20 protein-coding genes are annotated in these 19994 nt (G+C 71.5%); 15 read left to right on the top strand and 5 right to left on the bottom strand.

Annotation, left to right across the window (positions count from 1 at the left end; all coding sequences use genetic code 11):
- Window positions 1-106: 106 nt before the first annotated feature.
- The 3 genes from ACFO6S_RS02460 to ACFO6S_RS02450 are packed head-to-tail and all read right to left on the bottom strand — an operon-like array spanning window position 107 to window position 2696.
- A complete protein-coding gene (locus tag ACFO6S_RS02460) occupies window positions 107-748 on the bottom strand; it encodes a Maf family protein (protein ID WP_378413772.1) in 642 nt (213 codons plus the stop codon).
- Window positions 745-1035 (bottom strand): acyl-CoA carboxylase epsilon subunit, encoded by a 291-nt coding sequence (locus ACFO6S_RS02455; protein WP_378413771.1) that lies wholly within the window; start codon window positions 1033-1035, stop codon window positions 745-747. The genes ACFO6S_RS02460 and ACFO6S_RS02455 overlap by 4 nt, the downstream gene beginning before the upstream one ends.
- A gap of 20 nt (window positions 1036-1055) precedes the next feature.
- Window positions 1056-2696 (bottom strand): acyl-CoA carboxylase subunit beta, encoded by a 1641-nt coding sequence (locus tag ACFO6S_RS02450; protein WP_378413769.1) that lies wholly within the window; start codon window positions 2694-2696, stop codon window positions 1056-1058.
- A gap of 159 nt (window positions 2697-2855) precedes the next feature.
- On the opposite strand from ACFO6S_RS02450, the gene ACFO6S_RS02445 reads away from it, so the two are divergent.
- Window positions 2856-3698, top strand: a complete 843-nt coding sequence (locus ACFO6S_RS02445; protein ID WP_378413767.1) for a biotin--[acetyl-CoA-carboxylase] ligase — start codon at window positions 2856-2858, stop codon at window positions 3696-3698.
- Between the two features lie 75 nt (window positions 3699-3773).
- Here the strand turns inward: ACFO6S_RS02445 and ACFO6S_RS02440 are convergent, their stop codons facing one another.
- Window positions 3774-4193: a DUF7144 family membrane protein gene (locus tag ACFO6S_RS02440; protein WP_378413766.1), complete on the bottom strand. Its 420-nt coding sequence runs from the start codon at window positions 4191-4193 to the stop codon at window positions 3774-3776.
- A 204-nt stretch (window positions 4194-4397) separates the two neighbouring features.
- On the opposite strand from ACFO6S_RS02440, the gene ACFO6S_RS02435 reads away from it, so the two are divergent.
- Genes ACFO6S_RS02435 through ACFO6S_RS02415 form a run of 5 tightly spaced genes read left to right on the top strand, consistent with a single transcriptional unit; the run spans window position 4398 to window position 8673 of the window.
- A complete protein-coding gene (locus ACFO6S_RS02435) occupies window positions 4398-4841 on the top strand; it encodes a DUF6069 family protein (RefSeq protein WP_378413764.1) in 444 nt (147 codons plus the stop codon).
- On the top strand, window positions 4838-6061 hold the full coding sequence (locus ACFO6S_RS02430; protein WP_378413763.1) for an AI-2E family transporter: 1224 nt from the start codon (window positions 4838-4840) through the stop codon (window positions 6059-6061). The genes ACFO6S_RS02435 and ACFO6S_RS02430 overlap by 4 nt, the downstream gene beginning before the upstream one ends.
- 17 nt (window positions 6062-6078) lie before the next feature.
- Complete coding sequence (locus tag ACFO6S_RS02425) at window positions 6079-6633, top strand: PH domain-containing protein (RefSeq protein ID WP_378413761.1); 555 nt, start codon at window positions 6079-6081, stop codon at window positions 6631-6633.
- 38 nt (window positions 6634-6671) lie between these two features.
- On the top strand, window positions 6672-7352 hold the full coding sequence (locus ACFO6S_RS02420; RefSeq protein ID WP_378413758.1) for a response regulator transcription factor: 681 nt from the start codon (window positions 6672-6674) through the stop codon (window positions 7350-7352).
- Between the two features lie 16 nt (window positions 7353-7368).
- Window positions 7369-8673, top strand: a complete 1305-nt coding sequence (locus ACFO6S_RS02415) for a sensor histidine kinase (RefSeq protein WP_378413755.1) — start codon at window positions 7369-7371, stop codon at window positions 8671-8673.
- A gap of 40 nt (window positions 8674-8713) precedes the next feature.
- Here ACFO6S_RS02415 and ACFO6S_RS02410 read toward each other — a convergent pair whose 3' ends face one another.
- The gene (locus tag ACFO6S_RS02410) at window positions 8714-9262 is read right to left on the bottom strand and encodes a GtrA family protein (RefSeq protein ID WP_378413753.1); all 549 of its coding nucleotides are present in this window, start codon (window positions 9260-9262) and stop codon (window positions 8714-8716) included.
- A gap of 136 nt (window positions 9263-9398) precedes the next feature.
- Between ACFO6S_RS02410 and ACFO6S_RS02405 the strand changes: the two genes are divergently transcribed.
- The 9 genes from ACFO6S_RS02405 to ACFO6S_RS02365 all read left to right on the top strand — a co-directional run bounded on the left by ACFO6S_RS02405 (window position 9399) and on the right by ACFO6S_RS02365 (window position 19896).
- The gene (locus tag ACFO6S_RS02405; RefSeq protein ID WP_378413751.1) at window positions 9399-10679 is read left to right on the top strand and encodes a 5-(carboxyamino)imidazole ribonucleotide synthase; all 1281 of its coding nucleotides are present in this window, start codon (window positions 9399-9401) and stop codon (window positions 10677-10679) included.
- Entirely contained in the window at window positions 10672-11184 is a 513-nt protein-coding gene (purE, locus tag ACFO6S_RS02400) for a 5-(carboxyamino)imidazole ribonucleotide mutase (protein WP_378413749.1), read from the top strand. The genes ACFO6S_RS02405 and purE overlap by 8 nt, the downstream gene beginning before the upstream one ends.
- Window positions 11185-11305: 121 nt before the next feature.
- Window positions 11306-12412, top strand: coding sequence for an Rv3169 family protein (locus tag ACFO6S_RS02395; protein WP_378413747.1), 1107 nt, complete (start codon window positions 11306-11308; stop codon window positions 12410-12412).
- 83 nt (window positions 12413-12495) lie between these two features.
- Window positions 12496-13170 carry a TetR family transcriptional regulator gene (locus ACFO6S_RS02390; protein WP_378413745.1) on the top strand — a complete coding sequence of 225 codons (675 nt, stop codon included), beginning with the start codon at window positions 12496-12498 and terminating at the stop codon, window positions 13168-13170.
- Between the two features lie 193 nt (window positions 13171-13363).
- Window positions 13364-14527 carry an acyl-CoA dehydrogenase gene (locus ACFO6S_RS02385; RefSeq protein ID WP_378413743.1) on the top strand — a complete coding sequence of 388 codons (1164 nt, stop codon included), beginning with the start codon at window positions 13364-13366 and terminating at the stop codon, window positions 14525-14527.
- Window positions 14528-14690: 163 nt separating this feature from the next.
- Window positions 14691-15881, top strand: coding sequence for a sensor histidine kinase (locus tag ACFO6S_RS02380; RefSeq protein ID WP_378413741.1), 1191 nt, complete (start codon window positions 14691-14693; stop codon window positions 15879-15881).
- The gene (locus tag ACFO6S_RS02375) at window positions 15878-16567 is read left to right on the top strand and encodes a response regulator (protein ID WP_378413739.1); all 690 of its coding nucleotides are present in this window, start codon (window positions 15878-15880) and stop codon (window positions 16565-16567) included. Before ACFO6S_RS02380 ends, ACFO6S_RS02375 begins: the two co-directional genes overlap by 4 nt.
- Window positions 16568-16687: 120 nt before the next feature.
- Window positions 16688-17434: an ABC transporter ATP-binding protein gene (locus tag ACFO6S_RS02370; protein WP_378413737.1), complete on the top strand. Its 747-nt coding sequence runs from the start codon at window positions 16688-16690 to the stop codon at window positions 17432-17434.
- Window positions 17428-19896, top strand: coding sequence for an FtsX-like permease family protein (locus tag ACFO6S_RS02365; protein WP_378413734.1), 2469 nt, complete (start codon window positions 17428-17430; stop codon window positions 19894-19896). Before ACFO6S_RS02370 ends, ACFO6S_RS02365 begins: the two co-directional genes overlap by 7 nt.
- The last annotated feature ends 98 nt before the right edge of the window (window positions 19897-19994 follow it).

Genomic DNA, 19994 nt, shown 5'->3' with positions numbered 1-19994 from the left:
GGGAGGGCCAGCCGGGACACGAAAGTCGCCCGCCGACACCGCAGTTGCGGTGTCGGCGGGCGACTTCAGTTGGTGGTGCGGTGGGTGTTCGGCCGGCGCGGCGGCGTCAGCGTGCGGGGCTCGCGGCCCAGAGTTCGGAGATGCCGACGCCCAGTTCACCGAGCAGACGCCGCACCAGCGGCAGGCCGATGCCGATCACGCTGGACGGGTCGCCCTCGATCCGGTCGACGAACCAGCCACCGAGGCCGTCGAGGGTGAACGCCCCCGCGACCTGCATCGGCTCGCCGGACTCGAGGTAGGCCTCGAGATCGTCGCCGGAGGGGGTGCCGAAGTGCACCACCGTCGCGCAGTCGGCGCTGGCCTCGCCGACCGGTCGGCCGTCGCGGACCCGGAGCACGCAGTGCCCGGTCAGCAGGGTGCCGCTGCGGCCCGCCATGGACCGCCAGCGCTCCCGGGCGATCGCCGCGGTGTGCGGCTTGCCCTGCAGCTCGCCGTCGATCAGCAGCATCGAGTCGCAGCCGATCACCACGGCGTCCGCGACGATCTCGGCGGGCAGGTCCGGCAGGACCGCCGACGCCTTCGCCCGGGCCAGCTCCGTGACGACGTGCTCGGGAGCGGCCCGGGGTCCGAGCGCGGCTTGGATCGCGTCCTCGTCGACCCCGGAGACGTGCACGTGCGGCTCGATCCCCGCCTTGCGCAGTACGGTCAACCGCGCAGGCGAGGCCGAGGCGAGGACGAGCCGGGTCACGCCAGGTTCTGGAACGCGTACGGCGAGAACGGAGCGCGGTTGCGGTGCATCCGCACCGGCTCACCCCAACGGTCCGGCGTGGTGTCCTCCACCGCGCCGTCCGCGGCGGCGGCCGCGGACGCGAACACGGCGACCATCGCGGCCACGTCGACGTCCGTCGGGGAACCCTTGACCACCGTGAGGAACGGCGTCCGTGAGTCCGCCGCGGCGGCGTCGACCGCCGCGGCGGCCTCGGAGAGCACCTCGACGGCCTCGAGTGCGGTCTCGCTCAGGATGTCGTCAGTCAAGATGTTGCCTGTCGTAGTCGTCACAGCGGGATGTTCCCATGCTTCTTGGGCGGCAGCGTCACCATCTTGCGCTCGAGCAGGCGCAGGGCGGCGACGATCTGGCCGCGGGTGTGCGACGGCGGGATGACCGCGTCGACGTAGCCACGCTCGGCCGCGACGTACGGGTTCACCAGGGTGTCCTCGTACTCGTTCTGCAGCTCCAGGCGCAGCGCGTCGACATCGGCGCCGGAGGCGGCGGCATCCTTGAGCTGCTTGCGGTAGACGAAGCCGACGGCGCCGGAGGCGCCCATGACGGCGATCTGCGCGGTCGGCCACGCCAGGTTCACGTCGGCGCCCATGTGCTTGGAGCCCATGACGTCGTACGCTCCGCCGTACGCCTTGCGGGTGATGACGGTGATCTTGCCGACCGTCGCCTCGCCGTAGGCGTAGAGCAGCTTCGCGCCGCGGCGGATGATGCCGTTGTACTCCTGGTCGGTGCCGGGCAGGAAGCCGGGCACGTCGACCAGGGTGATGATCGGGACGTTGAACGCGTCGCAGGTGCGCACGAACCGCGCGGCCTTCTCGGAGGCGTCGATGTCGAGGCAGCCGGCCGACTGGATCGGCTGGTTCGCGACGATGCCGACGCTGCGGCCGTCCACGCGACCGAAGCCGACGATGATGTTCATCGCGCGCTCGGCCTGCACCTCGAGGAACTCGTCGTCGTCGAGCAGGCGGCGGATGACCTCGTGCATGTCGTACGGCTGGTTCGCCGAGTCCGGGATGATCGTGTCCAGCTCGAGGTCCTCGGGGGTCAGCGAGTCCTCGATGGCGCCGGAGATCGGGTCGGACGGCGCCAGGCGCGGTGCCGCGGCCTGGTTGTTGCTCGGGAGGTAGCCCAGCAGGTCCTTGACGTAGTCGAGCGCGTCCTGCTCGCCGGAGGCGACGTAGTGCGCGACACCGGACTTGACCATGTGGGTGTGGGCGCCGCCCAGGTCCTCCATGGTGACGTCCTCGCCGGTGACGGTCTTGATCACGTCGGGGCCGGTGACGAACATCTGCGAGGTCTGGTCGACCATCACGACGAAGTCGGTGAGGGCGGGGGAGTAGACGTGGCCGCCGGCGGCCGGTCCCATGATCAGCGAGATCTGCGGGATGACGCCGGACGCCTGGACGTTGCGGTGGAAGATCTCGCCGTACAGGCCGAGCGAGACGACGCCCTCCTGGATGCGCGCGCCTGCGCCCTCGTTGATGCCGACGAGCGGGCGGCCGGTCTTCAGGGCGAGGTCCATGACCTTGACGATCTTCTCGCCGTAGATCTCGCCGAGGCTGCCGCCGAAGACGGTGGCGTCCTGGCTGAACACGCAGACGTCGCGGCCGTCGACCGTGCCGTAGCCGGTGACGACGCCGTCGCCGGCGGGGCGGTTGTCAGCGAGACCGAAGTTCACGCTGCGGTGCCGGGCGAGGGCGTCGAGCTCGACGAAGGAGCCCTCGTCGAGCAGCGCGGTGATCCGTTCGCGGGCGGTCAGCTTCCCCTTGGCGTGCACGCGCTCGACGGCGGCCTCGCCGCTCGGAATCTTGGCTTCGGCCTGGCGTCGATGCAGGTCGGCAAGCTTTCCTGCGGTCGTGTGGATATCAGGGGCGCTCGAAGCCGCGTGCGCGGTGGGGTCCTGGACACTCGTCATGTGCGTGAGTTTATCCAGAGGGCACGGGGGCTCGTCGAACGAGGTCAGCTTGAGTGCGCCCGGTGAACTCAAGCTACTGGCGAGTACAAAACCCGGCGGGTATTCGCGGTGCGGTCGACGGGTCGCGTCGGCGCGGGTTCGGGCCATAGGCTCGGCTCCATGTACACCGACCTGAACCGCCCGCCGCTCGGCGTGGACGCGCTGCGCCGGGCGCTGGTGGGCGACTCGCCCGGAGACGACCCCCGCGCCTTCTACTCGAGCCTGGACGTGGTCGCCGAGACCGGTTCGACCAACGCCGACCTGCTCGCACGCGCCGCCGACACGGCGCTCGACCGCGCCGTGCTGGTGGCCGAGTTCCAGGGCCACGGCCGGGGCAGGCACGCGCGGGTCTGGGAGGCGCCGCCGCGCTCGGCGCTCGCGGTGTCGGTGCTGCTGCGGATGCCCGGGCTCGACGTCGCCAGGCTCGGGTGGCTCCCGCTGCTCACCGGGGTGGCCGTGGTCGACGCGCTGCGCACGGTCGCGGAGGTGGACGCGAAGCTGAAGTGGCCCAACGACGTCCTCATCGGTGGCCGCAAGGTGGCGGGCATCCTGGCCGAGGTGGCCCAGACGGCGCCGGTGCCCGCGGTGGTGGTCGGCGTCGGGCTCAACGTCACCCTCACGCAGGACGAGCTCCCGGTGCCGACGGCGACCTCGCTGGCCCTGGCCGGCGCGGCCACCACGTACCGGGACACCGTCCTGCGGGCGGTGCTCCGCGAGCTCGCGGCCCAGTGGAACGCGTGGCACGCGGACGGCTGGTCCACCGAGTCGCTCGCGGCCGCCTACCGGGCCCGCTGCGGGACGATCGGGCAGCCGGTCCGGGTGACGCTGCCCGGCGAGCGCGTGCTCGTCGGCGTGGCGTCCGATGTCGACGAGCAGGGGCGGCTGGTGGTCGCGCCGGACGACGGCGGCGAGCCGGTGGTGGTCTCGGCGGGCGACGTCACCCACCTGCGTCCGCGAGACTGATCGCGCGGGACGAACGCGAGCAGGGGCGCGGACCGGCTCGGTCCGCGCCCCTGCTCGCGTTCGTGCGTGTCAGTCTCAGTAGCGGTCGTTGTCCCAGGTGGTCACTGCCCAGATCACCACGACGTCGAGCGCGATGATGAGGATCGACCACAGCGGGTAGTACGGCAGCCACATGAAGTTGGCGATGATCGACAGCGCTGCCAGCACGATCGCGGTGACCCGCGCCCAGGTGGCGCCGCTGAGCAGCGCGAGGCCGGTCAGCGCGATCAGGATGCCGACCACGATGTGGATCCAGCCCCAGGTGCTGACGTCGAACTGGTAGGCGTACTCGGGGCCGACCACCAGGAGCTCGTCCTTGGCGACGGCGGAGATGCCCTGGAACAGCTGCAGGATGCCGACCGTCATCAACAGAACTGCGGCGGCGATGGTCGCGCCTGCCGCGAAACCTTGTTTGACAGTGCTCTCAGCCTGGTGGGTAGCCGAATGGTCCGTCATGGCTGGTTCCTCTCGTCGTGTCGTGGCGAATGATGAGCATGGTGCGCTTCGCAAGAATTGTGCGGGCGTCGCCGCAGGCCGGACCTCATCCGTGGGGGGTGACTTAGGCCGTCTGCGAAGTCATCCGTCGTGGGTGATGCCGCCCGGTCCGACGCGGTGCGAATCTTCGGTACGCATTCAGTGGCCGAGGTAAGGACAACTCATTTGACGACCTATTCCGGAGCGCCGGGAGCCCGCACCCGCGGCATCGCCGCCGGCAAGTTCTGGTCCGGTGCCATCGCCGCTGCACTGGTCACCGCGCTGACCGCGCTGGTGGTCACCCTGATCGTGCGGGTGTTCGGACTGGACCCGCTCGCACCTCCGTGGCTGCCCGACCTCACCGTCTCGGTCCGGTTCGCCGTCCTCGGTTTCGTCGCGGCGCTTCTCGCCGCGGCCCTGCTGCAGGTGCTGTCGGCTACGACGCCGGGCGGGGACACGTTCTTCGGCTGGATCGTCGGCCTGATCACCCTTGCTGCGGCGGTGCTGCCGTTCGCCTACGACGCCGTCACCGGCGACCGGATCGCCACCAGCGTGGTCCACCTGGCCGTCGGGCTGCCGATTCTCGGCCTGCTGCCGGGTGTCGCGGCCCGGGCGACGGTGTGGAAGTGAAGGCGTCACCCGCTCCGCCCGCCCCGCCTGCGGTGCTGCCCCGCGGGGTGGTCGTGCTGCTCGGGATGGCGGGGGCGGTGGTCGCGATCGCGGGCGTTCGGGCCTTCGCCGGTATCGTCGGCCCGGTCTTCCTGGCCCTGATGCTGGTTGTCGCGGTGCAACCGCTGGGAAACTGGCTGCAGCGCAAGGGTGCTCCCAAGTGGGTCGCCGTCATCGCGACGCTCACCACCGTCAACCTCATCCTGCTGGGGCTGGTCGCCTCGCTCGCGATCTCGATCGCGCAGCTGGCCACGCTGCTACCCGACTACGCGGACAAGGCCGAACAACTGCTGGCGGACGTGCAGGGCTGGCTCGCCGGCTTCGACATCGGTTCCGACCAGGTCGACAAGGCCCTGTCCCACGTCGACTTCGGCAAGGCGGTGGGGCTGGTCAACGACATCCTGGTCGGGCTGCTGGGGGTGTTCTCGAACCTCTTCTTCATCCTCGCGCTGCTGATCTTCATGGCGTTCGACGCGAGTTCGTTCGGCGAGCGGATGCGGGCCGTCGCGTACTCACGACCCGACATCGCCTACGCGTTCACCTCGTTCGCCGGCGGCACCCGCAGCTACCTGATCGTCTCGACCGTGTTCGGCCTGATCGTCGCGGTCATCGACGCGGCCGCGTTGTGGGCCATGGGGATTCCGCTGCCGATCCTGTGGGGCCTGCTCGCCTTCATCACGAACTACATCCCGAACGTCGGGTTCGTGGTGGGCCTGGTCCCGCCCGCGCTGATCGCCCTGCTCCAGGGCGGTCCGGTGCTGATGCTCTGGGTGATCGTGGTCTACAGCGTGATCAACGTGATCATCCAGTCGGTGATCCAGCCGAAGTTCGTCGGCGACGCGGTCGGGCTGTCGGTGACGCTCACCTTCCTGGCGCTGGTGTTCTGGGGCTGGGTGCTCGGCCCGTTGGGTGCGCTGCTGGCGATCCCGATGACCCTGCTGGTGAAGGCCCTGCTGCTCGACATCGACCCGTCGACGCGGTGGGCGAACGCGCTGATCTCCGGGTCCCCGCCGACCCCGGAGGAGCTGACGACCGCGGAACAGGAGGCGGCGGAGCGCGCCGCCGCGCTGCAGGCGGAGGCGCAGTCGGACGTCGCGGATGCCGTGCAGGACGCGGCCGTGGACCCGGCGGAGGACGCGGCCGAGCCGGTCGTGGAGGGCACGGTCTCCGGCCGCGCATAGGTGGCACAATTTCGCGCATGGGATATCCGGACGACGCGCTCGCCGCGGACGAGGAACTGCTGCTGCACCGGCACCCGCACTGGAAGATGCTGGTGCTGCCTGCGATCACGTTCCTCCTCGCGACGGCCGTCGCCGGGTTCCTCGCCGGCCTCGCCGAGTCCCGGCTGGACGGGTCGGCCCGCACCGCGGCCCTGCTGGTGATCCTCGGTCTCTGGCTCGCGGCCGTGGGCTGGCGCTGTGTCCGCCCGCTGCTCAGCTGGAAGTCGACGCACTTCCTCGTCACCGACCGGCGGGTGCTGATCCGGCGCGGCGTCTTCGCCCACACCGGTGTCGACATCCCGACGAGCCGGATCAGCAGCGTGCAGTTCCGGCACGGACTGCTCGACCGGATGCTGCGGACCGGCACGCTCGTGGTGGTCTCGTCCGCCGACGAGCCGTTGGAGTTCGACGACATCCCGGACGTGCAGCGGGTGCACTCGCTGCTCTACCACCAGGTGTTCGACGCGACGACGCCGCAACCCGGGGCGAACGGGAGCGACGAGAATCGCGGTGGCGGGTTCGAATTCGGCTGAGCGGTGGCAACTGCCGCTTGGCTCCGTACTGTGGTGCCGTGACTGCCGTACTACTTGCCGAGGACGACGAGGCCATCGCCACGCCGCTCGCCCGCGCGCTCAGCCGCGAGGGCTACACCGTTACCGTCGCCGAGACCGGCCCCAAGACGCTGGAGATGGCACTCGGCGGGTCCTTCAGCCTGCTGATCCTCGATCTCGGGCTGCCCGGGATCGACGGCCTCGAGGTGTGCCGTCAGCTGCGCGCGAAGGGCTCGACCCTGGCGGTCCTGATGCTCACCGCCCGCGCGGACGAGGTGGACTTCGTGGTCGGACTCGACGCGGGCGCCGACGACTACGTCGGCAAGCCGTTCCGGCTGGCGGAGCTGATGGCGCGGGTGCGCGCCCTGATGCGGCGCGGCGGCAACAGCGACGACTCGGTGGTCGAGGTCGGCGACGTCAGGCTCGAGGCGGCCGCCCGTCGGGTGCTGGTCGGCGGCACGGAGATCTCCCTGGCCAACAAGGAGTACGAGCTGCTCAAGGTGCTCATCGACCGGGCGGGCGAGGTGGTCTCCCGGGACGTCATCCTGCACGAGGTGTGGGGCGACGCGGACCTGCGCGGATCGAAGACGCTGGACATGCACATGTCGTGGCTGCGCCGGAAGATCGGCGACGAGGGGCCGATCGCGGAGCGTCGCATCGCGACCGTCCGCGGCGTCGGATTCCGCTTCAACAACGCCTGAGCGACGGGCTCGACCAGTGCGCCGCCGCATCCTGCAGTCCATCGTCTCCGTCGTCCTGCTGACCGCGCTGCTGCTGGGTCTGCCGCTGATGTACCTCGGCTGGGTGTGGGTCGAGGACTTCTCCCGGACCAGCCTGCAGAACCGGCTCACCCAGCTGGCCGCGGAGATCGTCACGCAGGAGGGCGACGCCGGGGTGATCGAGCACGGCCTCGAGGTGGACTCGCTGCGGTTGGCGATCCCGGACGGCGGACGGCTCTCGGTGACCTACCCGACGCCGACGGGGGAGTTCGCCCACGTCGACATGGGGGCGCCGCCGCTGGACGATCCCCTGGTCGAGTCGATCTCGATGGGCAAGTCCGGTTCGCTGCGCCTCGAGGTGCCACCGGACCGGATGCAGACGATGCAGCGGCAGGCGGTCGCCGCGGTCGGCTTGGTGGTGCTGCTGACCTTCGGCACGGGCATCGCGGTGGCCTCGGTCACCGCGCGGCGGCTCGCCGACCCGTTGCAGGACGTCGCCGACCGCGCCGCCCGGCTGGCCGAGGGCGACTTCAGAAGCGTGCCGACCCGGCACGGGATTCCGGAACTCGACCGGGTCTCGGACGTGCTCGACGCCGCCACGATCGAGATCGCCGGCCGGCTGCAGCAGGAACGTGAGCTGGTCGGCGACGTCTCGCACCAGTTGCGCAGCCGGCTGACCGCGGTTCGGCTCCGCCTCGACGAGCTCTCCGTGCACCCGGATCCCGACGTGGTCCACGAGGCCGACGAGGCGCTCGCCCAGGTGGATCGGCTCACCCGCGCGATCGACGACCTGGTGCGCTCGTCCCGGAACGCCGGGGGCGACCGCGCTCAGATCTCGGTGGTGGCGGAGCTCGAGGGGGTGGTCGCCGAGTGGCAACTGCAGTTCCAGGAGGCCGGGCGGTCGCTGGTGCTGCGCGGCTCGTCGGACCTGCAGGCCACGGCGACCCCGTCGAGGCTGCGGGAGTCGGTCGCGGTGCTGGTCGACAACGCGCTGCGGCACGGCGCGGGCACCTGCACGGTGATGGCCAGGATGGTGCCCGGTGTCGAGCCGCGGAACGGCGCGATGGTGTGCGTGGAGGTGTCCGACGAGGGCGTCGGCGTCAGCGACCACCTGGTGCCGTACATCTTCGACCGCGGGTTCTCCGGCGGCGGGTCAACGGGTGTCGGTCTGGCCCTGGCGCGGGCGCTGGTCGAGGCCGACGGCGGTCGCCTGGCGTTGCAGCGTCGCAGGCCTGCGACCTTCGCCATGTTCCTGCCGACGGCGCGGGGCGAGGACACCCGGGCACCGGTGGAGCCGCGCTGACCGGAGCCGCGACGACCGGACCCGCGCCGCCGCGGCCGGGCTACTTCCCGGACAGCTGTTCGGGGGTGGGGTCGAACTCGATCTCGGTGTCCGGGTTCACCCGGCCGTTCTCGTCGGGGAAGGCGAAGCGGCGCAGTGCCCAGAACCGGAAGACCATCTGCATCAGGTTGCCGATGATGTAGTTCAGGATGAAGTCGATGACCACGACCTTGGTCACGTTCGCCTGGTCCGCGCGGATGTCGAAGACGTTGTTGGCGATCCACATGGGGGTCGCCGCGAGCAGGACGCCGATGCCGCTGATGGCGAAGAACAGCAGGGCCTCGTGGTGTCGTTCGCGTCCGCCGCGGTGCTTGAACGCCCACTCGCGGTTGAGGATGTAGCTCAGGATCGTCGCCATCACGCCGGAGATGATCTTGGCGACGGTCGGCTTGTCCTCGAGCACGGTGAAGATCAGCGAGTAGAAGATCGCGAGGTCGAAGACCATCGTGGTGCCGCCGACGATCGCGAACTTGATCAGCTCGTGATGGCGCAACACCAGCTCCCGGATGGGCTGGGGCAGGTTGCTCACTACTCGATCGACGAATGACACAAAGGATGAGTCTACGAATGTGTCGAGTGTGACCTGCGACTGCCACGCCGAACGGGCCCCGGATTACCCGCGGTCGCGGTGTCGGCGAGGGTCGAGGAGGCGCCGTCGACCTCGCCGTGCCGACATCTCGCCGGACATGACACCATTGACAGCCGTGAGCGTTGAACCCGGATCCCAGCCCCGCCCCGCCAGCCCCCGCGGCCCCGACGCCGGCATGCCGGTGGTGGCAATGATCGGCGGCGGACAGCTTGCGCGGATGACGCACCAGTCCGCGATCGAGCTGGGCCAGAGCCTGCGGGTGCTCTCCGGCGGACCCGACGAGCCGGCCGCGCAGGTCTGCGCCGACGTGGTGCTGGGCAGCCACACCGACCTCGACGCGCTGCGCAAGGTCGCGGTCGGGTCGAATGCGCTCACCTTCGACCACGAGCACGTGCCCACCGAACACCTCGAGGTCCTGGTCTCCGAGGGCGTCAACGTGCAGCCGCCGCCGTCGGCGCTGATCTTCGCCCAGGACAAGCTGGCGATGCGCCGCCGGCTCGCCGAGATGGGCGTGCCGGTACCCGCCTTCGCCGAGGTCACCTGGGCCGGGGACGTGGTGCGCTTCGGCGACGAGCACGGCTGGCAGATCGTGCTGAAGGCGATCCGCGGCGGCTACGACGGCCGCGGCGTGTGGATGCCGACCGACGCCGAGGAGGCCGAGGCGATCGTCACCGAGCAGCTCGACAAGGGCGTGCCGTTGATGGTCGAGCAGAAGGTCTCGATGCGCCGGGAGCTGTCCGCGATGGTGGCGCGCTCGCCGTTCGGGCAGGGCGCCACGTGGCCGGTCGTGGAGACCGTCCAGCGTGACGGCCAGTGCGCGGTGGTGATCGCGCCCGCCGCGGACCTGCCCGCCGCGGTGGCGACCGAGGCCGAGCAGCTGGCGCTGCGGATCTCCGCCGAGCTCGGTGCGGTCGGGGCGATGGCGGTGGAGTTGTTCGAGACCACCGACGGCGCGCTGGTCGTCAACGAGCTGGCGATGCGTCCGCACAACTCCGGGCACTGGACCCAGGACGGGGCCCGGACCTCGCAGTTCGAGCAGCACCTGCGGGCGGTGCTCGACTACCCGCTCGGCGACACCTCGCCGAACGCGCCGGTGACGGTGATGGCGAACGTGCTCGGCGCCCCGGTCGCCCCGGCGATGAGCATGGACGAGCGCCTGCACCACCTGTTCGCCCGGATGCCGGAGGCGAAGGTGCACATGTACGGCAAGGGCGAGCGGCCCGCGCGCAAGATCGGGCACGTGAACGTGGTCGGCGCGGCAGGCGGCTCGATCGACGACGCGGAGTACGTGGCGCAGGTGCGCGAGCGCGCCGAGCGTGCGGCGCACTGGCTCTCGCACGGTGAGTGGACTGACGGATGGGATGTGCACAATGGCTGAATCTTCGAACGGGCCCCAGGTCGGCCTGATCATGGGCAGCGACTCGGACTGGCCGACGATGGAGGCCGCCGCGGAGGCGCTGGCGGAGTTCGGGATCCGGTTCGAGGTCGGCGTGGTCTCCGCGCACCGCACCCCGCAGCGGATGCTGGACTACGCGCGCGAGGCGGCCGACCGCGGGCTGAAGGTGATCATCGCCGGCGCAGGCGGTGCCGCGCACCTGCCCGGCATGGTCGCCTCGGCGACGGCGTTGCCGGTGATCGGTGTGCCGGTGCCGCTGAAGTACCTCGACGGGATGGACTCGCTCCTGTCGATCGTGCAGATGCCTGCCGGGGTCCCGGTCGCGACCGTGTCGATCGGCGGCGCGCGCAACGCGGGCCTGCTGGCGGCGCGGATTCTCGGGGCGTCGGACCCGGCGCTGCGGGCGGCGATGGAGAAGTTCCAGGCCGGTCTCGAGTCGATGGTGCTGGAGAAGGACGCGGCGCTGCGCGCCACGCTGCTGGGCTGACGCGGACGCGCGGGCGGGCAGTTGGCCGTTTCGCGCATCGGGACGGCTCTGCCGGGTTAGATTCTGCGACGTTCGGACTTACGTTCATCGTTGCAACGAATTCCATCCTGGGAGAGTCGACATGCCTGCGCCGCTTGACGAGTACCCGATCCACCAGACCCCGCTGTCGATGGCGCGGGTCGCCACCAGCGACAAGAACTTCTACGACCGCTCGTACTTCAACGCCCTCGACACCGAGGGTGACCTGTTCCTGGTGACCGGTTTCGGGGCGTACCCGAACCTCGGTGTCACCGACGCCTTCGCGACCGTCCGCAAGGGCGACCGGCAGTGGGCCGTCCGGTTCTCCGACGCGCTCGAGGAGCGTTCGCTGGACCTGGCGGTCGGCGGCTTCCGCATCGAGGTGCTCGAGCCGCTGCGTCGGCTGCGGGTGGTCTGCGAGGGCGACGACGCAGGCGGGCTGGGGTTCGACCTCACCTGGGAGGGCTCCTGCCCCGCGGTGCAGGAGCAGCCGCACCTGCTGATGAACGGGCTGCGGCCGCAGCTCGATTCGAGCAGGTTCGCCCAGACCGGCACCTGGTCGGGCGTGCTCTCGGTCGACGGCGAGGACGTCCTCGTCGATCCGGACCGGTGGATGGGCACCCGCGACCGGTCGTGGGGGATCCGTCCGGTCGGCGACGGCGACCCGGCGGGCCGGCTCGTCGACAACCCGTCCGAGGGCTTCTGGTGGCTGTACGTGCCGCTGCGGTTCGAGGAGTTCTCGGTGATCGTGATCGTCCAGGAGAGCCCGGACGGGTTCCGCACCCTCAACGACGCGACCCGGGTCTGGAACGACGGCCGGATCGAGCAGCTCGGCTGGCCGCGGGTCGAGTTCGACTACGTCTCGGGCACCCGGCGGGCCCGCGCGGCCACCCTGCACCTGACGGCCGCCGACGGCAGCCCGGTGACGATCGAGGTGACCCCGCGTACCGGGATCGCGCTGCACGTCGGCGCGGGCTACGGCGGCGATCCCGAGTGGACGCACGGTCAGTGGCGCGGCCGCAAGTGGGTCGAGCGCGCGGTCTACGACCTCACCGACCCGGCAATCGCGGGCCGAGTTCCCTTCGGCGTCAGCGACTTCTCCGCCAGTGCCACCTGCAACGGTGAGCCCGGCGCCGGCCTGTTCGAGCACGCGAGCCTCGGCAGGCACGACCCCACCGGGTTCGCCGACTGGTCGTCGGTCGCGCCCTAGGCACCCGCGGTGCTCGTGCGCGGTTGACGGGTCTGTGGACCCGTCAACCGCGCACGAGTGGCGGAGCCGCCTACTGTGGGCGCATGCCCAGCGACGATCCCGCACAGTTTCGGCTCACCGTGGTGACGGAGGCGCTGCGACTGTTCGCCGAGAAGGGCTACGAGGCCACCACCGTCGACGAGATCGCGGACGCGGCAGGCATCTCGCGGCGGACGTTCTTCCGGCAGTTCCGGGCGAAGGAGGACGTGGTCTTCGCCGACCACGAGACGTTGCTGACCCAGGCCGCCGAGTACCTCGACGCCGACCACGACGACCCGTGGCAGGCCGTGTGTGCCGCCGCCATGCTGGTGTTCGAGCGGTTCTCGCACTGGCGGGACGTGGCCGAACGGCGCTACGCCGTCGTCCAGGGCGTGCCGGCGCTGCGGGACCGGGAGCTCGTGACGGGCTACCGCTACGAGCGGCTGTTCGTGGAGTACCTGCGTCGTGAGTTGCCCGACGAGGCGGACCTCGAGTTGGTGCAGTTCGCGGCCGCGGTCACCGCCACCCACAACTATCTGCTGCGCCGGATGGTGCGCGACGGGGTGCGTGCCACCTCGGGTGAGTTGCGCGCCGCGCTGGCCGAGATCCGTGCGCGGGTCCACCGTGCGGCGGGGGCCGCCGGGTTCGCCGACGAGATGGTGGTTGCGGTCTTCCCGCGGGGGACCCCGCCGAACCGGGTGGCGGACCTGCTGCAGGAACGGCTTGGTTCGGCGCGCTGACCCCCGGGCCCGGGCGCCGCGGCGGAGGGCCGTGCCAATCCTTCGCACAAATCTGGCACTCGGTGCCGCCCCGTGGCACGTAGTGCGCGGGGTTTCCCGGCGGTTGGGGGTATAGTGGCCTCAGTTTGGCACTGAGTGCCGCGTCGGACTTCGGTCGCGGCGGATCACCACATTTCTCCCAGAGGAGCTGCAGATGGCTGGAAACCCGGACTTCGACCTGTTCAAGCTCGCCGACGAGCACGACGAGCTCCGGGCGGCGATCCGCGCGCTGTCGGAGAAGGAGATCGCGCCGTACGCCAAGGAGGTGGACGAGAAGGCCCGCTTCCCCGAGGAGGCGAGGATCGCCCTCGTCAACTCCGGTTTCAACGCCGTGCACGTGCCGGAGGAGTTCGGCGGACAGGGCGCCGACTCGGTCGCCACCTGCATCGTCATCGAGGAGGTCGCCCGCGTCTGCGGCTCGTCCTCGCTGATCCCCGCCGTGAACAAGCTCGGCACCATGGGCCTGATCCTCAACGGCTCCGAGGAGCTCAAGGCGCAGGTGCTGCCGTCGATCGCCGCAGGCGACGCGATGGCGTCCTACGCGCTGTCCGAGCGTGAGGCCGGCTCCGACGCCGCCGCGATGCGCACCCGCGCCAAGGCGGACGGCGACGACTGGATCCTCAACGGCTCCAAGTGCTGGATCACCAACGGCGGCAAGTCCGCCTGGTACACGGTGATGGCCGTGACCGACGCCGACAAGGGCGCCAACGGCATCAGCTCGTTCATGGTGCACGTCGACGACGAGGGCTTCACCGTCGGTGCGCTCGAGCACAAGCTCGGCATCAAGGGCTCGCCCACCGCGGAGCTGTACTTCGAGAACTGCCGCATCCCGGGTGACCGCATCATCGGCGAGCCCGGCACCGGCTTCAAGACCGCGCTGCAGACGCTCGACCACACCCGCCCGACCATCGGTGCGCAGGCCGTCGGCCTGGCCCAGGGCGCGTTCGACGCCGCGCTCGCCTACACCAAGGACCGCAAGCAGTTCGGCCGCCCCGTCGCCGACAACCAGGCCGTGCAGTTCATGCTCGCGGACATGGCGATGAAGATCGAGGCCGCGCGCCTGATGGTCTACACCTCGGCGGCCCGCGCCGAGCGTGGCGAGAAGAACCTCGGCTTCATCTCGGCCGCCGCGAAGTGCTTCGCGTCGGACGTCGCGATGGAGGTCACCACCGACGCGGTGCAGCTGTTCGGTGGCGCCGGCTACACCACCGACTTCCCGGTCGAGCGGATGATGCGCGACGCCAAGATCACCCAGATCTACGAGGGCACCAACCAGATCCAGCGGGTCGTCATGTCCCGCGCGCTGCTCAAGGGGTAGTTCCGCGAGTCGCGGTAGGCCCCCGCGGCCCGTCACACCCACGTTCCCCGATGTCACCTCGGTTCCGCACGGGACACCCGACGTGACATCGGGGAACTGGCGTCCGTGGGGTCGGCCGCGGTCACGGCGGGGCGGCGCGCCGTCCGGTCGCTACGCTGGCGACATGGTCCGATTCCCGCTGGGCGAGCGCTGGTACCGCTGGAGCGCCGAGCATGCAGTGGGGATCGACAGGGTCGTCGCCGCCGCGTTGGCGCTGCTCGGCGTGGCCGCCTCGGTCGGTAGCGGACCGCTCGACGTGGCGATCGCGCTCGGGCTGACCGTCCCGCTGGCCTGGCGTCGTACCCGCCCGGCGGCGGCCGGGTTCACGGTCGCGCTGGCCTCGGTGATCTACCTGGCCGCCGGGACCCAGACGGATCTCGCGCTGCCCGGCATCTGTGTCCCGATCGCGCTGTACGCGCTCGCCGCGTACGGGCCGAGGTGGGCGGTCGGGTGGGGCCTGGCCGCCGCCGTGCTGGGTGTGGTGGCGGCGGGCCTGCGGTTCTTCGGCGGCGAGGGTGTCACCTGGCAGGCCCACGCCTTCATCATCGCCTTCCTGATCGTGTACGTCGTCGCGGTGTGGGCCCTCGGGGACCTGCGCCGGGTGCGCAACCAGGAGCTCGAGGGACTCACCGAACGGGCCCGGCTGCTCGAGCTCGAGCGCGCGCAGGAGGCGGAGATCGCCGCGATCAACGAGCGCACCCGGATCGCGCGGGAGATGCACGACATCGTGGCGCACTCGCTGACCGTGGTGATCGCGCAGGCCGACGGCGGACGCTACAGCGCCAAGGCCGACCCCGACGCGGCGGTCGCCGCGCTCGAGACGATCGCGCAGACCGGGCGGCTGGCGCTGACCGACATGCGTGCCCTGCTGTCGGTGCTGCGTTCGGACGACCCCCGTGAGTACAGCTCCACGCCCACGGTCTCCGACATCGACGACCTGATCACGGAGATGCGTCGCGGCGGCCTCGCGGTGACGCACCGGGTCGAGGGCGAGGCGCACGAGATGTCCACCGGGGCGGAACTGACGGCGTACCGGATCGTGCAGGAGTCGCTGACCAACGTGCTCAAGCACGCGGGCCCGGCCGCGCAGGTGACGGTCGGGCAGCGGTGGGGTGAGCGGGCGCTGGAGCTGACGGTCGGCGACGACGGCCGGGGCGGCGCCGCCGCCCTGGTCGCACCGAGCGCGGGCGGGCAGGGTGTGATCGGGATGCGCGAGCGGGTCGAACTGCACGGGGGCCGGTTCGCGGCGGGTCCGCAGGCAGGCGGCGGCTACCGGGTCCAGGTCGAACTGCCCTACGAGAGGAACATGACATGACGGAATCCGGGCCGATACGGGTCGGACTGGTCGACGACCAGCAGTTGGTGCGGGCCGGTTTCCGGATGGTGATCGACTCGCAGCCGGACATGAGCGTGGTCGTCGAGGCCGCCGACGGCGAGCACGCGCTGCGCGAGCTGACCCGGGTCCCCGTGGACGTGGTGCTGATGGACGTGCAGATGCCGAACATGGACGGCATCGAGGCCACCCGCAGGCTCGCGGGGCTGGAACAGTCCCCGAAGGTGGTGGTGCTCACCACCTTCGACAACGACGAGTACGTGCTCGCGGCCATTTCCGCGGGCGCCAGTGGGTTCCTGCTCAAGGACGCCCAGCCGGAGGAGCTGCTCGACGCGGTGCGGACCGTGTACCGGGGCGACGCGGTGATCGCAGCCCGCTCGACGCGCAGGCTGCTCCAGCATGTCGGCCCGATACTGGCCGGGGCGACGCCCGTCGACCGTCCGCAGCTGCCGGAGGCGCTGACCAAGCGGGAGGTCGAGGTGCTCGAGGCGATGGCACACGGGCTCTCGAACAGCGAGATCGCGTCGAAGTTCTTCGTCTCCGAGGCGACGGTGAAGACCCATGTGGGACGCGTGCTCTCGAAGACGGGTTCGCGGGACCGGGTGCAGGCGGTGGTGTTCGCCTACCAGGCGGGGCTGGTGCGGCCGGAGGACCTGCTCCGCGGCTGACGTCCTACCCGGGTATGACGGGACCGGGACGCGGATCCGCCCGCTCACCGATGCCCCCGGGCACCGGATCCCACCACACGCCGACGCGCCCGACCGGTCCGCGCTCGTAGCGTCGATTTCATGACGACACTGGACATTCCGGCGGCTCGCGCGGTCGCACTGACGAAACTGTACGGGGAGGGTGAGGCCACGGTTCGGGCGCTGGACGCGGTCGACGTGGAATTCCGCCGCGGGGCGTTCACCGCGATCATGGGACCGTCCGGCTCGGGCAAGTCCACCCTCATGCACTGCCTCGCGGGCCTCGACGACGCCTCCGGCGGCCGGGTCTACCTGGGGGAGACCGACCTGACCGGCCTCGGCGACCGCGCGCTGACCGAATTGCGGCGGGACCGCATCGGATTCGTGTTCCAGGCGTTCAACCTGCTGCCCGTGATCACCGCGGAGGAGAACATGCTGCTGCCGATGCGGCTGGCCGGGATGCGCCCCGACCCCGACTGGATGACGCAGGTGGTCACCCGGCTCGGCCTTCGGCACCGGCTCGGGCACCTGCCGCACGAGCTGTCCGGCGGCCAGCAGCAGCGCGTCGCGGTTGCGCGGGCCCTGCTGCCCCGGCCGGACGTGATCTTCGCCGACGAACCCACCGGCAACCTCGACTCCCATGCGGGCGCCGAGGTGCTCGGCCTGCTCCGGTCGAGTGTGCGCGAGGTCGGTCAGACCGTCGTGATGGTCACCCACGACCCGGTCGCCGCATCCTATGCGGACCGGGTGGTGCTGCTCGCCGACGGCCATCTCGCCGGCGAGATCGACAGCCCCACGCCGGATTCGGTGATCGAGACGATGCGTGAGCTCGGGGCGCGCACATGCTGAGCCTCACCCTCGCGCAGGCCCGCGCCCACGCCGGCCGCTACCTCGCCTCCGTCCTCGCCGTCCTGATCGCCGTCGCGTTCGTCGTGGCGACGCTGGTGCTCGGTGCCACCACGCAGGCCGGCATCACGAATTCCCTTGCCGGGCAGTACCGGAACACCGACGTGGTGGTGGCCGACGCCGGCGACGCCGAGCAGGCCGGTCGCACCGCCCTTGCCGTCGGCGCGGTCGCCGGGGTGCGGGCGGTGACCGTCGACGCCGAGGCCGCGGTGCGGGTGTCCGCGGCGGCACCCGGGAAACTGTTCGGGACCGCCACCTCGCTGGCGGTCGACGAGGGCCTGCGCTGGCAGCGCCTGTCGGGCGGGCGTTTCCCCGAAGCGCCCGGTGAGGTGGCCGTCGGCTCCGGCTCCGGGCTCCCGCTCGGCAGCCGCGTTGCGGTGACCGCGCTGGCGGCCGACACCCGAGAGGTCTCGGGAGCGGCGATCGTGGTGGGGGAGGTCGACCTGTCCGGGAGCGCCCGGCGGATGGGTGGGGTCTCGCTGTTCGTCACCGCGGACCAGCTCGCGACCTGGGCCGCGGGCGGGGCACACCACGAGATCCGGGTGGCCGCCGCCGACGGAGATCCGTCGGCACTGGCGGCGGCCGTGGTCGGCGCCCTCGGACCGGACGCCGTCGTGCGGACCGGCGCCGAGCAGGCGGATGCGGCCTCGGCCGAGTACCTCGGCGGCGCCGATGTGATCCGCAACGTGCTGTTGGCGTTTGCCGCGATCGCGGTGGTGGTGTCGGGACTGGTCATCGCCAACACATTCGCGGTGCTGGTGGCCGCGCGGACCCGGGAGATGGCGCTGCTGCGCTGCATCGGGGCGACCGGCGCCCAGGTGCGGCGGGGTGTGCGGATCGAGGCGCTGGCCGTCGGGCTGGTGGCCTCCGTCGCCGGGGTGGTGGCCGGGATCGGGCTGGCCTGGGCCGTCACCCGGGTGGCCGGGGCCATGGACGTCCCGGTCCCGCTCGACACCCTCGGCGTCTCGCCGACCGCGGTGGGTGCCGGCCTGGCGGTCGGGCTGGTGGTGACCTACCTGGCGGCCATGGCGCCCGCGCGGGCGGCGACGCGGGTGGCCCCGCTCGCCGCGCTGGCCCCCGTCGAGGCGAGACCCGAACCGGCCTCGTCCTCGTCGGCGCGCACCGTCGGCGGCGTCGCCGGGTTGCTCGGGGGCGCAGGCGTCCTGGCCGCGGGCGTCCACACCGAACAGGTTTCCGTCGCGTGCGGCGGTGGGATCCTCCTCTTCCTCGGCGTGGTCCTGTTGGGCCGCAGCATCGTTCCCGCGGCGGTGGCCGCGCTCGGGCGGGCCCCGGCCCGGTTGGCCGGACCGCTGGGCGAGCTGGCGGTGGGGAACGCGCTGCGCAACCCGCGCCGCACCACCGCAACCGCGACCGCGCTGCTGGTCGGCGTGACCGTCACCGCGACCATGGTCGTCGGCATCGCGGCGGTCGGGGCCAGTGCGCCGAAGGCACTCGACGAGCAGTTTCCCGTCGACGTGACCGTCGTCAGCGCCGCGCCGCAGGGCATTCCCGCCGACCTCGAGCGCCGGGTCGGCACCCTCGAGCGGGTGACGGCCGTGGCGCCGTTGCTGCGGGCCGAGGCGACGGACCCGGACGGCCGACGGGTGACGCTGTCCGGCGTGGACCCGGACGCCACCCGCGCGGCGCTGCGGATTCCGCTCGCGCTGCCGCAGCCCGGGCAGGTCTCGCTCTCGCCGGAGCAGATCGACGCCCTCGGCACCGCGGTGGGGCAGTCGCTCGTCCTCGACCACGACGGGGTCACCCGGACGTTGACGGTGATCGCCGGACCGGACGGACAGCCGGCACTGGTCGGCCGGTCGGAGGTGCTCGCCATGACCCCGGCGGCGGTCACCGAGTCGCTGTGGATCCGGCTCGCCGACGGCCTGACCGACGAGCAGGTCAACGCGGCGCAGTCCGAGATCGCCGACGCGGCAGGGCAACTCGACCCGACCGCGGAGGTCGGCGGCGCGGTGGCCATGCGCGCCGCACTCACCTCGGTGCTCGACACGCTGCTGCTCATCGTCGTGGGACTGCTGTCGGTGGCGATCGTGATCGCGCTGATCGGCGTCGGCAACACGATGGCGCTCTCGGTGCTCGAACGTCGGCGCGAGTCCGGGCTGTTGCGGGCGGTCGGGGTCAGCCGGGCCGGCCTGCGGACGCTGCTGGTGTACGAGGCCGTGCTGGTGGCGGTGGTCGCCTCGGCGCTCGGGGTCCTGCTGGGTCTGGTGCTGGGTCTGGCGGGCACGGCCTCGGTGTTCGGTGTCGAGGACGTCCTGCTGCCGTCCTCGGTCTGGCTGACACTGGTGGTGATCGTCCTGGTCGGCGGGGTCGCGGGGGTGGCCGCGGCGGTGCTGCCTGCCCGGTCCGCGGCACGGGTGTCGCCGGTGCAGGCCCTGGCGGCCTGAACCACCGCGACGAGCCGCGCCGGGTCTCGGCGTGGCGCGTCGTGCACCCAGTGCCAGATGCCGGACAGCCCTGGCCAAGGACCCCGGGTGAGGCGTTC

Source organism: Rhodococcus kronopolitis (assembly GCF_042654025.1).
GTDB lineage: Bacteria > Actinomycetota > Actinomycetes > Mycobacteriales > Mycobacteriaceae > Rhodococcus_G > Rhodococcus_G kronopolitis.
The sequence above is the reverse complement of the archived record's forward strand: the minus strand, read 5'-3'. Positions and strand labels throughout refer to the sequence as shown.

What these genes read in the sequence shown, in the direction of transcription:
- ACFO6S_RS02450 (WP_378413769.1), bottom strand. Translation starts at nt 2,696, where the DNA reads ATGACGAGTGTCCAGGACCCCACCGCGCACGCGGCTTCGAGCGCCCCT.
- ACFO6S_RS02445 (WP_378413767.1), top strand. Translation starts at nt 2,856, where the DNA reads ATGTACACCGACCTGAACCGCCCGCCGCTCGGCGTGGACGCGCTGCGC.
- ACFO6S_RS02440 (WP_378413766.1), bottom strand. Translation starts at nt 4,193, where the DNA reads ATGACGGACCATTCGGCTACCCACCAGGCTGAGAGCACTGTCAAACAA.
- ACFO6S_RS02425 (WP_378413761.1), top strand. Translation starts at nt 6,079, where the DNA reads ATGGGATATCCGGACGACGCGCTCGCCGCGGACGAGGAACTGCTGCTG.
- ACFO6S_RS02405 (WP_378413751.1), top strand. Translation starts at nt 9,399, where the DNA reads ATGACACCATTGACAGCCGTGAGCGTTGAACCCGGATCCCAGCCCCGC.
- purE (WP_378413749.1), top strand. Translation starts at nt 10,672, where the DNA reads ATGGCTGAATCTTCGAACGGGCCCCAGGTCGGCCTGATCATGGGCAGC.
- ACFO6S_RS02395 (WP_378413747.1), top strand. Translation starts at nt 11,306, where the DNA reads ATGCCTGCGCCGCTTGACGAGTACCCGATCCACCAGACCCCGCTGTCG.
- ACFO6S_RS02390 (WP_378413745.1), top strand. Translation starts at nt 12,496, where the DNA reads ATGCCCAGCGACGATCCCGCACAGTTTCGGCTCACCGTGGTGACGGAG.
- ACFO6S_RS02385 (WP_378413743.1), top strand. Translation starts at nt 13,364, where the DNA reads ATGGCTGGAAACCCGGACTTCGACCTGTTCAAGCTCGCCGACGAGCAC.
- ACFO6S_RS02380 (WP_378413741.1), top strand. Translation starts at nt 14,691, where the DNA reads ATGGTCCGATTCCCGCTGGGCGAGCGCTGGTACCGCTGGAGCGCCGAG.
- ACFO6S_RS02375 (WP_378413739.1), top strand. Translation starts at nt 15,878, where the DNA reads ATGACGGAATCCGGGCCGATACGGGTCGGACTGGTCGACGACCAGCAG.
- ACFO6S_RS02370 (WP_378413737.1), top strand. Translation starts at nt 16,688, where the DNA reads ATGACGACACTGGACATTCCGGCGGCTCGCGCGGTCGCACTGACGAAA.
- ACFO6S_RS02365 (WP_378413734.1), top strand. Translation starts at nt 17,428, where the DNA reads ATGCTGAGCCTCACCCTCGCGCAGGCCCGCGCCCACGCCGGCCGCTAC.